This is a genomic window from Paraburkholderia sp. RHO2 (genome assembly GCF_050955445.1).
GTDB lineage: Bacteria > Actinomycetota > Actinomycetes > Mycobacteriales > Mycobacteriaceae > Prescottella > Prescottella agglutinans_A.
This window is the reverse complement of record NZ_CP162617.1, coordinates 2,667,736-2,681,472: the sequence shown is the minus strand read 5'-3', so window position 1 is coordinate 2,681,472 and position 13,737 is coordinate 2,667,736. Positions and strand designations below refer to the sequence as shown.

Annotated in this window: 15 protein-coding genes; 5 read left to right on the top strand and 10 right to left on the bottom strand. The window is 69.2% G+C overall.

The genetic code is table 11. The annotated features are described in order from the left end of the window. Positions 1 to 158 precede the first annotated feature (158 nt). The 4 genes from ABTV10_RS12465 to ABTV10_RS12450 are packed head-to-tail and all read right to left on the bottom strand — an operon-like array spanning position 159 to position 4,690. Positions 159 to 932, bottom strand: a complete 774-nt coding sequence (locus ABTV10_RS12465; protein ID WP_499035106.1) for a polyprenol monophosphomannose synthase — start codon at positions 930 to 932, stop codon at positions 159 to 161. Continuing rightward, positions 874 to 2,583 (bottom strand): apolipoprotein N-acyltransferase, encoded by a 1,710-nt coding sequence (gene lnt, locus ABTV10_RS12460; protein WP_499035105.1) that lies wholly within the window; start codon positions 2,581 to 2,583, stop codon positions 874 to 876. Before lnt ends, ABTV10_RS12465 begins: the two co-directional genes overlap by 59 nt. Further along, positions 2,573 to 4,168 carry an amidohydrolase gene (locus ABTV10_RS12455; protein ID WP_499035103.1) on the bottom strand — a complete coding sequence of 532 codons (1,596 nt, stop codon included), beginning with the start codon at positions 4,166 to 4,168 and terminating at the stop codon, positions 2,573 to 2,575. The genes lnt and ABTV10_RS12455 overlap by 11 nt, the downstream gene beginning before the upstream one ends. Positions 4,169 to 4,186: 18 nt before the next feature. Continuing rightward, on the bottom strand, positions 4,187 to 4,690 hold the full coding sequence (locus ABTV10_RS12450; protein WP_499035101.1) for an FxsA family protein: 504 nt from the start codon (positions 4,688 to 4,690) through the stop codon (positions 4,187 to 4,189). Positions 4,691 to 4,892: 202 nt separating this feature from the next. On the opposite strand from ABTV10_RS12450, the gene ABTV10_RS12445 reads away from it, so the two are divergent. After that, complete coding sequence (locus tag ABTV10_RS12445) at positions 4,893 to 5,543, top strand: hypothetical protein (RefSeq protein ID WP_499035100.1); 651 nt, start codon at positions 4,893 to 4,895, stop codon at positions 5,541 to 5,543. A 101-nt stretch (positions 5,544 to 5,644) separates the two neighbouring features. Beyond that, positions 5,645 to 6,295, top strand: a complete 651-nt coding sequence (locus ABTV10_RS12440; RefSeq protein WP_499035098.1) for a hypothetical protein — start codon at positions 5,645 to 5,647, stop codon at positions 6,293 to 6,295. Here the strand turns inward: ABTV10_RS12440 and ABTV10_RS12435 are convergent. From ABTV10_RS12435 to ABTV10_RS12415, 5 genes are all read right to left on the bottom strand, one after another. Next, complete coding sequence (locus ABTV10_RS12435) at positions 6,241 to 6,921, bottom strand: response regulator (RefSeq protein WP_499035096.1); 681 nt, start codon at positions 6,919 to 6,921, stop codon at positions 6,241 to 6,243. The two genes, ABTV10_RS12440 and ABTV10_RS12435, sit on opposite strands and share 55 nt — an antisense overlap. A 38-nt stretch (positions 6,922 to 6,959) precedes the next feature. Further along, a complete protein-coding gene (locus ABTV10_RS12430; RefSeq protein WP_499035094.1) occupies positions 6,960 to 8,141 on the bottom strand; it encodes a sensor histidine kinase in 1,182 nt (393 codons plus the stop codon). Positions 8,142 to 8,197: 56 nt separating this feature from the next. Beyond that, on the bottom strand, positions 8,198 to 8,821 hold the full coding sequence (locus ABTV10_RS12425) for a DUF4304 domain-containing protein (protein ID WP_499035093.1): 624 nt from the start codon (positions 8,819 to 8,821) through the stop codon (positions 8,198 to 8,200). 52 nt (positions 8,822 to 8,873) lie between these two features. Further along, positions 8,874 to 9,281, bottom strand: a complete 408-nt coding sequence (locus ABTV10_RS12420; protein ID WP_499035092.1) for a hypothetical protein — start codon at positions 9,279 to 9,281, stop codon at positions 8,874 to 8,876. Between the two features lie 253 nt (positions 9,282 to 9,534). Continuing rightward, positions 9,535 to 9,762: a cold-shock protein gene (locus tag ABTV10_RS12415; RefSeq protein WP_499035091.1), complete on the bottom strand. Its 228-nt coding sequence runs from the start codon at positions 9,760 to 9,762 to the stop codon at positions 9,535 to 9,537. Between the two features lie 578 nt (positions 9,763 to 10,340). On the opposite strand from ABTV10_RS12415, the gene ABTV10_RS12410 reads away from it, so the two are divergent. From ABTV10_RS12410 to ABTV10_RS12400, 3 genes are all read left to right on the top strand, one after another. Continuing rightward, the gene (locus tag ABTV10_RS12410) at positions 10,341 to 10,961 is read left to right on the top strand and encodes a hypothetical protein (protein ID WP_499035090.1); all 621 of its coding nucleotides are present in this window, start codon (positions 10,341 to 10,343) and stop codon (positions 10,959 to 10,961) included. Between the two features lie 194 nt (positions 10,962 to 11,155). Further along, a complete protein-coding gene (locus ABTV10_RS12405) occupies positions 11,156 to 11,989 on the top strand; it encodes an SDR family oxidoreductase (RefSeq protein WP_499035089.1) in 834 nt (277 codons plus the stop codon). Between the two features lie 60 nt (positions 11,990 to 12,049). Next, positions 12,050 to 13,075: a zinc-dependent alcohol dehydrogenase family protein gene (locus ABTV10_RS12400; protein WP_499035088.1), complete on the top strand. Its 1,026-nt coding sequence runs from the start codon at positions 12,050 to 12,052 to the stop codon at positions 13,073 to 13,075. A 54-nt stretch (positions 13,076 to 13,129) separates the two neighbouring features. On the opposite strand, the gene ABTV10_RS12395 is transcribed toward ABTV10_RS12400, so the two are convergent. Further along, positions 13,130 to 13,609 carry a hypothetical protein gene (locus ABTV10_RS12395; protein ID WP_499035087.1) on the bottom strand — a complete coding sequence of 160 codons (480 nt, stop codon included), beginning with the start codon at positions 13,607 to 13,609 and terminating at the stop codon, positions 13,130 to 13,132. Positions 13,610 to 13,737 lie beyond the last annotated feature (128 nt).

Here is a 13,737-nt window from a genome sequence, read left to right as displayed (position 1 = left end):
GTGCACACCACAAGTTAGATCGAGCGCCCTACCGGGTCCGTTACACCATGCTAGGCGCTTCGAACGCATTTGCGCCCCGTCGATGCCCTCACCTGTGACGGGAGAGCATCCACGGGGCGCACGGGTTGGCGGGCGGCCGCAAGCGCCCGCGAGAATCGCTAGCGGGACGCGCCGACCAGCGCCTTCGCCTTGTCGAGGCGCTTGGCCAGACCCCACTGCGTCACCTTCAGCAGCGCCTCGCGGACGATGTTGCCGCTCATCTTCGACTCACCGAGCTCCCGTTCGGTGAACGTGATCGGCACCTCGGTGACCGTGAAGCCGGCGTTGACGGCGCGCCACGCCAGGTCCACCTGGAAGCAGTAGCCGTGCGACTCGACGGCGCCCAGATCGAGGGCCTCGAGGACCTCGCGCCGGTATGCGCGGTAGCCGCCGGTGATGTCCCGGATCTGCACGCCCAGCGCCAGCCGCGAGTAGATGTTGCCGCCGCGGGAGAGCCACTCGCGGTGCTTGGGCCAGTTGACGACGGTGCCGCCGGGCACGTACCGCGATCCCAGGACGAGGTCGGCGCCGGCATCGAACTTGTCGAGCAGCCGGTGCAGCTGCTCGGGCGCGTGACTGCCGTCCGCGTCCATCTCGACGAGCACCGTGTAGTCCCGCTCCAGCCCCCACCGGAACCCGGCGATGTACGCGGCGCCGAGTCCGTTCTTCTCGGTGCGGTGCATCACGTGGATGCGGCCGGCGTCGTCGGCCGCGACCAACTCGTCCGCGAGGGCACCGGTGCCGTCCGGGCTGCCGTCGTCGACGACCAGCACATGGGTTCCCGGTAGCGCGGCGTGGAGCCGACCGACGATCAGCGGCAGGTTCTCGCGTTCGTTATAGGTCGGAATGATCACCAGGGTCCGTGTGCTGGGCTGTGCGCTCGCCGCTGACATCGAGATCCTCCCTGCCGGTGCTGGCCGGCGCATTGTTCGTATCCGCGACGGCGCGATCGGTCTGCTGCGTCGTCGTGCTGGTCGATCCGTCGCCGCTACGGCCGCGCACGGCGGCGAACACGAGGGCGACGGCGGCCCCGAGACACAGGAGAACCTCCGGAATCGAGCCGAGTCGAGTTGCCAGCGTAGTACCGGTACGCAGTGAGACCTGCGACACAAGGGCCGCCGGCTCGAAGAGCGCGGTCTCCTGTTCCACCGATCCGTCGGGTGCGATGATCGCGCTCACCCCGCTGGTGGCCGCCACGACCACGTCCCGGCGGTGCTCCACGGCCCGCACCCGGGACATCGCGAGCTGCTGGTAGGTCATCTCGGTGTCACCGAACGTGGCGTTGTTAGTGGGGACCGCGATCAGTTGCGCGCCGCCCTGCACCGACTCGGTGAGCGCGCGGTCGAACGCGACCTCGTAGCAGGTCGCCACGCCGACGGGGATGCCGTCGGCGGTCACGACACCGTTGCCGTGCCCGGGCACGAAGTTGCCGGCCTGGTCCGCGTACGAGGAGAAGTGCCGGAAGAAGTCGCGGTACGGCAGGTATTCGCCGAACGGCTGGATGATCCGCTTGTCGTGCCGCTCACCCGGGCCCTGCTCGCCGTCCCACACGATCACCGAGTTGGTGGTGGTGTGGTCGGGATTGATCAGGACCGCGCCGACGAGGATCGGCGCCCCCACCGCCTCGGACGCCGCGGTGATCTCGGCGGCCGCGTCGGCGTTGCGCAGCGGGTCGATGTCCGACGCGTTCTCGGGCCACACCACCAGGTCGGGCTGCGGTTGCCGCCCGGCGGCGACGTCGTCGGCGAGCTGGAAGGTGCGGCGGACGTGGTTGTCGAGCACCGCCCGCCGCTGCGAGTTGAAGTCGAGTCCCAGCCGAGGCACGCTGCCCTGGATCGCGGCGACGGTGATGGTCCGGTCGCCGTCGGCGTCGGCGTGCACGTACGGCACCGCGGCCAGCGCCACGACCGACGCGCCGCAGGTGACCGCGATCGGTCCGAGCAGCGCCCGCACCGAGGCGCGCCGGGCCACGCCGAACGCCAGCGCGGCCAGCCCGGTCCCGGTGACCGCCACACCGAAGCTGAGCAGCGGCGCGCCGCCGAGCGCCGCCAACGGCAGCAACCACCCCTCGGGTTGACCGAATGCCAGCCTGCCCCAAGGGAACCCGCCGAACGGCAGCGTCGAACGCAGCCACTCGGTGAGGCTCCACACCGCGGCGATCGCGAGCGCCACCACCCACAGCGGGGCGCGGAGTCGGGCAACGAGCACCGCCCCGAGCCCGAACAGGCCGATGAACACCGCCTCGGCCGCGGACAGCGCCAGCCACGGCAGCGGTCCGACGTACTCGCCGATCCACGGCAGTAGCGGCACGAGGAACCCGAGACCCGCCAGGTAGCCGTAACCGAATCCCGCCCGCAGGGTGCGGCCGCGGCGCCCGTAGTCGGTGAGCACCGCGACGATCAGCGCGATGCCCAGCGGCGCCAGGAACCACAGCGGTCGCGGCGGGAAGCTCGCGAACAGCAGCACGCCCGACGCGACCGCCGCCACACAGTCGCGCAGCGTCGCGGTCAGCGGCCGCCGGCCGCCGCGGGCGTCACCGCTCATGGACGGTGACTCCGCGGTGCACCGAGCGCAGGCACACCGGGGTGCGGGCGCCGTCCTCGAGCCGCGGCAGCGCGGGCACGCGGGACCGCGGATCGGTGGACCACCGCTGCACCGAGTCCTTGGGCGCCGAGACGACCAGTTCGTCGGCGTCCCAGATCACGTACGACGCCGGCGCGCCCGGCGTCAGCGTGCCGGCCATGCCGTCCCGGACGCCGCCGGCCCGCCACGCGCCGCGGGTGGCCGCGGAGAACGCGGCGCGCGGGGAGACGCCGCTGCCGGGGGTGCGGTGGTGGACGGCGGCGCGCAGCATCGCCCACGGGTCGATCGGGGTCACGGGGGCGTCGGAACCGAACGCGAGCGACATCCCGGTCGAGGCGATCGGCGCGAACGGGTTCATCCGCGCGGCCCGGTCGGCGCCGAGGCGCTGCGCGTACATGCCGTCGGGGCCGCCCCACAGCGCGTCGAAGACCGGCTGCATGCTGGCGATCACGCCCCAGCCGCCCAGGAGCGCCGCCTGTTCGGGCGTGACCATCTCGAGGTGCTCGAGCCGGTGCCCGCGGGCGGCGAGGGCCGGCCCGCCGAGTTCGGCGGCGACGGCCTCGAACGCCGCGACGGCGGTGGCGACGGCGGCGTCGCCGATGACGTGGAATCCGGCCTGGATGCCGGCGAGCGTGCAGGCGCGCACGTGCGCGGCGACCGCGTCGCCGTCGAGGTAGCGGTTGCCGTGCTCGCCGGCGCAGTCGTGGTACGGCTGGGTCAGAGCAGCGGTGCGAGAGCCGAGGGCGCCGTCGATGAACAGGTCGCCGCCGAGCGCGTGCGCGCCGGTCCGGGCCAGCAGCTCGGTCGCCGCCTCCGCGGAGTCCACGGCCTCGCCCCAGTAGCTGCGGACCTCGACACCGTGGGACAGCGCGAGCAGTTCGCGGAAGTCGTCGAGCCCGCCGATGTCGGGGCCGCCGCACTCGTGCATGGCCACGACGCCCTGCGCGGCGGCGTGATCCAGCGCCGCGGTCCGCGCGGCAGCGCGCTGCGCCGACGTCAGCAGCGCGCGTGCCTGGGCGCGGGCGACGTGGTGCGCGTCGCCGGTCAGCGCCCCGTCGGGTGAGAAACCGGCGGCCGAGGCGAGGCCGGACGCGGCCTGCCGCAGCGGGGTCGAGCACAGCGCGGAATGCGCGTCGATCCGCGTGAGGTACACCGCGCGGCCTGGTGCGGCCTCGTCGAGCTCGGCGGTGGTCGGCGCGTCGTCGGGCCAGCGGGTGTCGTCCCAGCCCTGACCCCAGATCACCGCGTCGTCGCGCTCGCGGGCGAAGCGGCGCAGCAGGTCCAGGCATTCGGTCTTGTCGCGGGCGCCGCTGAGGTCGAGCCCGGTCAACTGCAGGCCGAGCGCCGTCACGTGGACGTGGGTGTCGACGAAACCGGGCGTGACGAAGGCGCCGTCGAGTTCGACGATCTCCGCGTCGGGATGCAGCGCACGGCCCGGGCGGTCCTCGCCCACCCAGACCACGATGCCGTCGGTGACCGCCATCGCGGTCGCGTCCGGTGCGCTGGGACTGTAGATACGGCCGTCGACCAACAGTTGGGTACTCACGGACGTCCAGTCTGCCTCTTACGGCAGCGCGCGGGGTCCCTGGGGCGGGGTGTCCGGCCGGAAGCCCGTGTTCGCGTCCATGTCCACGTCGACGACCTCGCCGTCGATGACGGTTCCCCGCCGCGCTCCGGCGGTCCGGGACGCGAACTCGACCCCGGTGAGCGCGACGCTCGCCTTCTTGCCGGCGAGCAGGACGGCGACGGGACGCAGCGCCCACCGTGTCGGCGGCAGCAGCATGAGTAGGCCGAGCACCGACGTCACCAGTCCGGGCACGAACATCAGCACGGAGCCGGCGGCGACCATCGCGCCGTCCGCGACGGCGCCCGTCGGCGACCCCTCCCCGCGCGACGCGCGGCGGAAGCCGTCCATCACGACCCGCCACTGCGACCTGACCAGGATCATGCCGACCGCCGATCCGGCGATCAGGAGCAGGACCGTCCACAGCACGCCGACTGCGGAGCCCACCCAGATCAGGGCGCCGACCTCCACCACTACGTAGAGAACGAACAGCAGGGCGATCATGGTGGATCCTTTCGGTGGCGGGCGCCGGCCGGGGCGAGGCCGGTGCTCTGCCTGCTCAACGATCGACGACGCCGGAATGCTCCCACGGGCTCGGATTCGATCCCGTAACGGTCTAACCCTAAAGTTGACGTAGAGACTTCAGCCGTGGTGCAGTACGAGGACAGATCGGCTGGGAGGGTCGATCCTTCAGGGAGGAGTTCACATGTCACGACGCTTCGAGAGGGGCACCGCGCGCCGCTGGCTCGTCCGCATCTCCGCCACCGTCGCGGCCACCGCGGCCGGCGCCGTGGTGTTCTCCGGGGTGGCGGCGGCCGCTCCCGCGCCGGCCGCTCCCCCGTCGCTGCAGGGTCTGCTCGGTGAGCTGACGAAGAATGCACCGCAGGCGTCGGATCTGCTCGGCGGTCTACTCGGCGCCCCCGGCGTCACCGAGATCATCGAGGGCGCCACCGGCCGGGAGGTCGGCACCACCACCGCGCAGGACTTCCTGTTCCCGGCGCCGACGTTCGGGTGCGGGGTCGCCGGCAACCCGATGACGGTGACCGTCGCGAGCGCGCAGGCCGGTCCCAACTTCCCGCTGCCGCCCTGGATCGAGCGCGGCACGCTGCGTTTCCAGGCGGTCCCGGCGCACCTCGCCGTACCCAAGGAATCGGATCTGCAGGTGGCGTGGTTCAACACCACCACGTTGAAGGGCGGGGTCGTGCCGCTCGACGACGCGGTGCTCAACGTGCCCACGCTGTCGAAGACGGTCGACACCGGCGAGGGCACGGTCCTGGCCGCGCTGTTCGGTCAGGTGAAGTACGAGTCGGGCACCACCTGCACCGCACTCGGCACCGTCGGCCAGTTCACGGCGTAGGCGCCGACGCCTCCGAAGGATCCCGCCCGGCGACCGGGCGGGGTCCTTCGGCGTTCCACCGCGTTTCCGCTGGTCGACAGCTCGTTGCGTATCCTCGCGGCGTGAGCATCAGGAGAAGCGGGACCGTCGCCCTCGCACTGGGATCGGGGTTCGGTGCGGTCACATCCGTGATGAACGAGGTCGCGTCCCCGGTCGGGGCCTTCGGGAGTCGGAGCGCCGGCACCGTCTGGGCGTCGGTGGCGGAGATCGTCACCCTGCTGCTCGACGCGGGATGGGCCTGGGCGGCGCTGGCCGTGGCCGCGGGTGCGTTGGCGGGAACCCGGACATCCGGCGCGGCCGCCGGCGCCGTGGCCCTGATCGCCGCCACGACTACCTACTACATCACCGATTCGATTCTGCGCGAGGAACCGCTGGCCTGGTACGGACCCGAGCTGCTGCAGTGGTCGATCGCCGGCGTGGTGCTCGGGCTTCCTCTCGGAGTCGTGGGCGCGAGCATCAAGCACGCCGGCGTGATCGGTCTCCTGGCCGGGCTGACGGTGCCGGCCGGCGCCGCCGTTCAGATGATCGTGCTGCCGCCCCGCTCCGGAGCGCCGGGGGCGAGCCCCACCACGGCCTGGGCGCAGGGGATCGTGTTCACGGCCGCCGCGGTCGCGGTCGCCGTCGTCACCGCCCGCTTCATCGCCAACTCGGGGCGTCGCTATGCCCGAGGTCCCGACAGGCCCGCACCCGGCCGCACCAGGCCCGTCTCGTAGGACAGGACGACGGCCTGGACGCGGTCCCGCAATCCCAGCTTCGCCAGCACCCGTCCCACGTGTGACTTGACCGTCGCCTCGGACAGGTACAGCTGCGCGGCGATCTCGCAGTTCGACAGTCCGCCCGCGATGAGGCCCAGCACCTCGCGTTCGCGTTCGGTGAGCACGTCGAGGATCGCGGGGTCGCGCGACGGCGGCAGGTCGTCGCGCAGGAAGCGGGAGAGCAGGCGCCGCGTCACCCGCGGGGAGACGACCGCGTCGCCGGCGGCGACGCTGCGGATCGCCGAGACCAGGTCCTCGGGCGGGGTGTCCTTGAGCAGGAAGCCGCTGGCACCGGCCCGCAGCGCGGCCAGAGCGTGCTCGTCGAGGTCGAACGTCGTCATCACCAGCACCTTGCTGACACCGCCGGCTTCGAGGATCCGTTCGGTGGCGGTGACGCCGTCGACGACCGGCATCCGCACGTCCATCAGCACGACGTCGGGTTGCAGGTCCCGGGCCGCGCGGATCGCGGCCGCGCCGTCCGCCTCCTCCCCCACCACGACGATGTCGTCGTGGGCGTCGAGGACCATGTTCAGCCCCATGCGCATGAGTTCCTGGTCGTCGACGAGAAGAACGGAGATCGGCACGGAACGAATCTAGTGGGTGGCCCGGTCCGATCGCACCTTCATCGGTCAGGGTCGAGCGGCAGTTCGGCGCGGACGGTCCATCCGCCGTCGGGCCGTCGACCGGCCTCGAGGGTGCCACCGAGCACCGCCACCCGCTCTCGCATGCCGACCAGTCCGTTCCCACTGCCCTGCAACGGGCGGCGGGCCGCGCTGCCGTACCGCGCGCTGCCGTTGTCCACGATCTCGACCAGCACGTCGTTCTCGCGACGGGCGATATGGACCCACGCCTTCGGATCGGCCCCCGAGTGCCGCAGGACATTGGTCAGTGACTCCTGCACCAACCGGTGGACACCGAGACTCACCGTGGGCCGGACGTCGTCGATCGCACCGCACTGGGTCAATTCCACCGCCAGCCCGGCCTCGCGCATCGTCTCGACCACCCGCGCGACCCCGGCGGTGCCGTGCTGCGGCATCTCCGCCGGCGTCTGGGGGGTGCGCAGAAGCGCGACGGTGCGGCGCAGTTCGGCCAGCGCCTCCCGCCCGGTGCCGGCGATGTTCGACAGCGCCCGCTCGGCCTTCTCGGGATCGCGGCGCAGCGCGTACGACGCGCCGTCGGCCTGCACGATCATGACGCTGACCGCGTGCGCGACCACGTCGTGCAGTTCGCGGGCGATGCGGGTGCGTTCGGCGTAGACCGCGTCGTCCGCGCGACGATCCCGCTCGAGTTCGGCGACCGCCAGGCGCGCGGCGACCTCGTCGTCGTAGGCGCGGCGCGCGCCGATGAACTCGGCGAGGATCCACGACAGCGCGTACGCGAGTCCCGAGAAGACCGCGAGGGCGAGCGCATCCTCGTCGTACAGGCGGATCGAGACGACGCCGTCGATCACGAGACCCGCCACGTAGTACGCCGCCGCCCGTCGGCCCACATACGCCACGAGGGTGTAGAGCGAGACCGCGAGCGCGAACACCGCCGGATGGGAGCTGTCCTCGGCGTTCAGGTCGTCGGTCGCGTACAGCGTCAGCGTGCAGACGATCGACATGACGAGCACGGCGGTCGCCGCGGCCCGCGGGTGCCGGCGGCGGCACACGATCGGCAGGGACAGGCCGGCGCCGGTGAGCACGTACAGCACCGGCGCGGTCCGCCCGAACGACGACGCGATCTCCAGCGCGAACAGCAGTCCCGCAAGCATCGAGTCGGCGACCATCGGCCGCTCCCGCAGCCACAGACTGAACCTCCGCATGGCCAGCAGCGTAGGAGGTCGTCGCCCGGGGAACGAACTCCCAGGGCGTTCGCGCCTCAGCCGTGATTCGACGCGGACATGACCTGGGCGAGCTTCGCGGCCGGCACGTGGCGGCGGAGATTGTCGTCGATCCTCGGCCAGCGCGCCTCGCCGCCGAACTCGGCGCGGATGGACCAGTAGAGCGCACGCGCGGACGCCCAGTCCTCGGTGGCGATGCGATACCGGAACGCCTCGATCGCGACACCGCCGCCGATCCTGTCCGCGAGCGTGTCGGTCGAGTCGATGGCGCCGAGCGCGGGCACCGCCGTCCCCAGCGCCGCGACCACGGCCGAGCCGATCGCCTCGGCGGGCGTGTCCGCGGCGATCTCGAACCACTGGGCCGTCCCCGGCGCCAGGGTGTCGAGGCGGCACCGGAACTGGCAGTCGACCTCGCGCGGGCGTTCGACGACCGTCTCGCCGATCACCGATGCGAACTCCGCGGAGTAGACGCCGCAGTTCACGTAGAAGCGCACGTTGCCGCCGCTGTTGCCCGAGGACCGCTGCAGCGACACGACATCGGTGAGGCCGTCCCGCACCCGCGTGAAGACGAGCGCCCGCTTCCGGAAGCCGAGCCCCTTCAGGAACGGCCGGACATGGTCGCGCTCGACACCGTCGAAGCCCATCGACACCGAATCATCCACGGCCGCAGAACCTACCAGCGGACGGCGACGGACGGTCGTGGCCCCACGCGCGTCACCCCGGCTCGGCCGGTGATTCCGCCCAGCCGTCTCCGGTCCACGCGATGTCGACCGGATACTCGCTGTTGACGCCGATCGCCCAGTAGTCGACGGTGCCGCGGTCCGCCGAATAGAGCTCGACCCAACCGATGCCGAATTCGCCGCGCAGGACGTGCTGGGCGCGGCGGTCCAGCTCGCCCAGCGAGGCGCACAGTCCGCGCACTCGCGAGTCGACCCAGTCCGCGGTGGGATCCGCGACGGTGATCTCCAGAGTGCTCTCGTCACGCAGCGGAATCCCGATCAGGAGTTCGCCGGTGGGTCGGATCTCGTGCGTCGCGCGACGTTCATAGGCGCGCAGCAGCTCTCGCGGATCGTAGAGCGTACGGGCGTCGTCGGCTCGCCGGGACCGGCCGAATCGGAACACGAACAGAGCCTAGAGTCCGAAGGCGCTGCGATGTACGGACGGTCCGTATATCCGTTGCGTGGGTGTGACGTTACTGACGGCGGCCGGCAGGGAGGCGTCTTCTCCACCTGAGCGCGCGAAACGCGCTCGAACTCTCCGACCGCTCTTGCAGCTGCGTTTCCTGTCTGACTATCGACAAAGGCGGACGCTGTCTGTCACGACCGGCGCGAAACGCTGTACTCGAGGTGCCTGGCAGCTAGGTTCGAAAGCTGGATCAGCGGCGTGGTTGCTCCACACCGATGGCGCGGTACCGGTAGCCGTCCTGATCAGTCACGTGTTCCCAGTCGAAAACGACAGTGTCACCCACGGTCAACGTTCGGAATCCCTTTCCGGCAATGGCACTGAAGAACACCCAGCACCCGCCAGGGGTCGCCGTGGAGTCGAGGACTCCCCACCCCTCCAGATCGTTCCACTCCCGCACCGTCCCTGTCGTCTCGCTCATGAATCCGACGATGCCACTCGACTCATGCAGAGGTGTGTGGCAGATCGACCACGAAGCCTCCTGTCTGACGATCGACAAGTCGGACTCACAAACGGCGTCGCCGCCACGCCCATACACACAACCCGATCCCCACGAGGGATGCCAGCGGTAGCACGCGCCTCAACCTGTGCAGTGTCACGAGCCGCTGGTACTGCTCGTTCGACAGAAACTGCTGCGTTGGTGGGTTCAGGGCAGGCAGATCCCACCAATAGCTCCCCGAACCAGTGACCGCTTGCGGCCAAGCGAAGACCGACACAGCAGCGGCTATCGCAACGCACGTAGCAGGAAACGCCACCCAGAACCAGGGGAACCCAGGTCTCCGCCCGAGTTGGACGCGCCGTGGCAGGACCCCGCCTGCCACCAATCCCACAACCCCGAGAACGCAGACCACGATCCACCCCATGCGCTGACGGTACTGGCGCTGTCGGACCATTCATGCGTTACCGGCAGTGTCCTGTTCGACGATCGAGGTACAGGACGGCCGAACCAGTGCGGCCATACCCTCATGCGGACCTCCCCTCCTCGATATCGTCGACACGATGAAGATGAGGGACGTCGGCATCGTCGTTCTGGCAGCTGGCATCGCAACCGCCGGAGCGATCTACCTGCACGAGCGGCCACCGGATCGGCCCGATACTGCGCAGGTGGTGCCGCAGGTGACCTGCCTGGACCCGGGGATGTTCCCCGGCCACTTCTCGCCCCCGTTGCCGCAGAGCTTCACCCCGTCTCGATCAGGCACGGTCCCCGACGATTTCGACCCGGTGGCCGTCGTGACGTGCGACTTCGTATCGGGCCGAACCTACTTCGGGCCAGACGGGCAGAATCCTGCCGGGACGGCATTGGTCGTGGACGAAGTACGGCGCGAAGGGGACCTCGGCGAGCTGCTGGGCGCGTTGTCCGCACGCTCGGATCCGCAGGCGTGGGGGATCGAAGCGTGGTGGGGCGGCAAACCAGGCCGAGGACTCACCGATGACCGCTGCACTCCCGGCACGGCATGTCCGCTGCTGTGGCTGGTCGATCGAGATGGTCGAGCCATCCGCCCGTCGTTTCCCGTCACCCGCTCCGGAATACCCAAGGTTGATGCCCACTACGCCATCGCTCGTCTGCCTGCCGTCGCCCACATCGAACACCGTCTGGACGTGCCCGAACCGCCACGTTGATTCGACCGCTGAACCCTTCGACTCCCCTTCTCCGTGCTCTCCTGTTTGACGAGCGTCTTTTTCGGCACGCATTCATACGCGGTCCGTGGTCCAAGACGGCCGTGACACAACAAAGGGCATGCGACTGCCCGGTGGCAGGTGGACGGGAACGGCATGAAAGGGCGACATGACGGGTGCGATATGACATCGCCACTGTGAACCCCGCCACGGACAGCCTAGCCTGGATCTGGGCCGACATTGCGTATCGCCAAGTGAACCCGGAGCGCGGACACAGGTCGCCACTTGCGTCGGGGCTGGCTGCCCACGTTCCGGCAAGACTCGGGAAGGTAGTCATGAAGATCGTCGTGATTGGTGGCACCGGGATGCTGGGGTCGAAAGTGGTTGAAAGACTGAGAGATCACGGCGACGAAGCGGTGCCCGCGTCGCCGAGTACCGGCGTCGACACGCTGACCGGGGAAGGCCTCGCCGAGGCGTTGACCGGTGTGGACGTAGTTGTCGACGTGTCCAACTCGCCTTCATTCGAAGACGGTCCGGTGATGGAGTTCTTCACGACATCGACCACCAACCTGGAGGCTGCCGCGAAGGCCGCCGGCGTCGGACACTACGTCGCGGTGTCGATCGTGGGTGCCGACCAGCTACCCCTGAGCGGATACCTGCGGGCGAAGGTCGCCCAGGAGAAGCTCATCGAGGAATCGGAGATTCCCTACTCAATCGTGCGCTCCACCCAGTTCGCCGAGTTCACCGACAGGATCACAGCGTCGATGACGATCGGCGACGAAGTGCGGGTACCGGACGCGTTGATCCAGCCCATCGCCGTCGACGAGCTCGCAGCCGAGGTTGCCGATGTGGCACGGGGCGAACCACTGGGCCGCATCGAGAACATCGGAGGGCACGAGAAGATCTCGTTCGAGCAGATGGCCCGCGAGTCCTTGGCTCGACAAGGCGAAACCAAGTCTGTTGTCGTCGACCCCCACGTTGGCTACTTCGGGACACCACTGTCCCGAAACAGCCTGGTCACCACCACTTAAGAAGGACGGCTCAGGTCGGCCGGAGCCGACCGCCGACCCGAATGAAGGAGGGCCAGGGAGATGCCGAACATGAGGTGTGTCGTTGCCGACACGTTAGGCGAACCGTCCGAGGTTCTGCGCCTGGAGGGCCGCCCGATTCCGGAGGTCGGTCCCGGCAAGGTCCGGATCCGGGTGGCAGCTGCACCGGTCCATGCCAGCGATCTACATACCATTCGGGGCAGATACGGATTCACACCTGAGTTCCCCGCCGTGCCCGGAATCGAATCCGTCGGTGTGATCGACGAACTCGGTAGCGGTGCAGAGGATCTGACCGTGGGGCAACGCGTTGTCACGATCGGAGTCAAGGGCACGTGGCAGGAGTATGTCGTTGCCGATGCCGAGAGGGTCTTGCCTGTTCCCGTCGGCATGAGCGATTCCACGGCCGCCCAGCTTCTCACCAATCCGCTCACCGCCGTGATTTTGACCGGTGATGTACTCGATGTTCGCCCTGGTGAATGGCTTCTGCAGACAGCGGCCGGTTCAACGGTGGGGCAGTTGGTCATACAACTGGGCATGCACGTCGGCTTCAAGACCATCAACGTCGTCCGTCGCCGATCTGCTGTCGAGGACATCCTCGCGCTGGGGGGCACCGCGGTGATCTGCACGGAGGATGAAGACGTGCGCGAACGGACTGGCGAGATCGTAGGGCACGAGGGTGTGTCGAAGGCCATCGACTGTGTCAGCGGTCAGCTGGGTGCGGACATATCCCGCGCGCTGGCACCGCACGGTGACCTGGTCGTCTACGGTGCGCTGTCCACGCACCGTCAGACCGACCCCGACAAGCTGACCATCCCCATCTTCGCGCGCTCGCTGATCTACGACACCAAAACTGTTCGAGGGTTCTGGCTGTTCCGCTGGCTCACCGAGACCCCGAAGAATCGAATGGCCGCGGCGATCGACCGGACGCTCCAGCTCGCCGACAGTGGCGTGTTGCGGGTGCCCGAGGGACAGCCGATCCCTCTCGAAAAGTTCAGCGAAGCAGTTTATTTGGCCGAAGCTCCCGCGCACGGAGGCAAGCCGCTGCTGGTTTTCGAACAGCAGACGTGAACACATTGCTCTCGGTGTTCGCCGGTCCGACCGGATGGTGACGCGGACCTCAGGTCACCTTTCTGTTGTTTGGGTGCCTGTCCCACTCGTGCCGTGGTTGCGAGCTTCGATGGCCTCAACGGACTTCTTTAGCTGCCGTCCCAAGACGAGGTTGCCGAAGACTGCGAGGACGGACGCGAGAAGTCGTCCCTTGAGGTTCTTGCCGTCGCGGACTACGACGACGTCCACATCGGTCTTGCCGGTGGGCTGCTGTGTGAGCGTGTAGGTGTGGCCTGAGGCACCACCCCACAGGTTGGAGTCGGTGGTCGTCATCACGACACGATGGGGGTCGGACCAGTCGTAGTGCAAACGTTCCCAGATGCCGCTCGAGCCCTCCGTGACGTCGGCGTCGTGGGTACCTTCGTGGTGCACCTCGAGGTAATTGTCTGCACTGTTGCCGAACAGTTTCTCGCGACCGGGACCGAAATCGGTGAGACCCGCGATGAACTGCTCGGGCGTCGCTGTGGTCGTCTGGTGGAGATGAATCGTGGACATGGCATCTTCCTCGACATTCGGATGATCCGCCCCGCTCCCCGAGGATGCGGACGTGACGTATCCAGGAGACCACGCACGCGGGCGCCGCGGAAGAGGGCGGATCAATGGCGCCACTCGTCGCTACCCGA

Excerpts from the sequence above, each read along its gene's own strand:
- ABTV10_RS12465 (WP_499035106.1), bottom strand. The coding sequence starts at position 932 with ATGTCAGCGGCGAGCGCACAGCCCAGCACACGGACCCTGGTGATCATT.
- lnt (WP_499035105.1), bottom strand. The coding sequence starts at position 2,583 with ATGAGCGGTGACGCCCGCGGCGGCCGGCGGCCGCTGACCGCGACGCTG.
- ABTV10_RS12450 (WP_499035101.1), bottom strand. The coding sequence starts at position 4,690 with ATGATCGCCCTGCTGTTCGTTCTCTACGTAGTGGTGGAGGTCGGCGCC.
- ABTV10_RS12445 (WP_499035100.1), top strand. The coding sequence starts at position 4,893 with ATGTCACGACGCTTCGAGAGGGGCACCGCGCGCCGCTGGCTCGTCCGC.
- ABTV10_RS12430 (WP_499035094.1), bottom strand. The coding sequence starts at position 8,141 with ATGCGGAGGTTCAGTCTGTGGCTGCGGGAGCGGCCGATGGTCGCCGAC.
- ABTV10_RS12415 (WP_499035091.1), bottom strand. The coding sequence starts at position 9,762 with ATGAGCGAGACGACAGGGACGGTGCGGGAGTGGAACGATCTGGAGGGG.
- ABTV10_RS12410 (WP_499035090.1), top strand. The coding sequence starts at position 10,341 with ATGAAGATGAGGGACGTCGGCATCGTCGTTCTGGCAGCTGGCATCGCA.
- ABTV10_RS12400 (WP_499035088.1), top strand. The coding sequence starts at position 12,050 with ATGCCGAACATGAGGTGTGTCGTTGCCGACACGTTAGGCGAACCGTCC.
- ABTV10_RS12395 (WP_499035087.1), bottom strand. The coding sequence starts at position 13,609 with ATGTCCACGATTCATCTCCACCAGACGACCACAGCGACGCCCGAGCAG.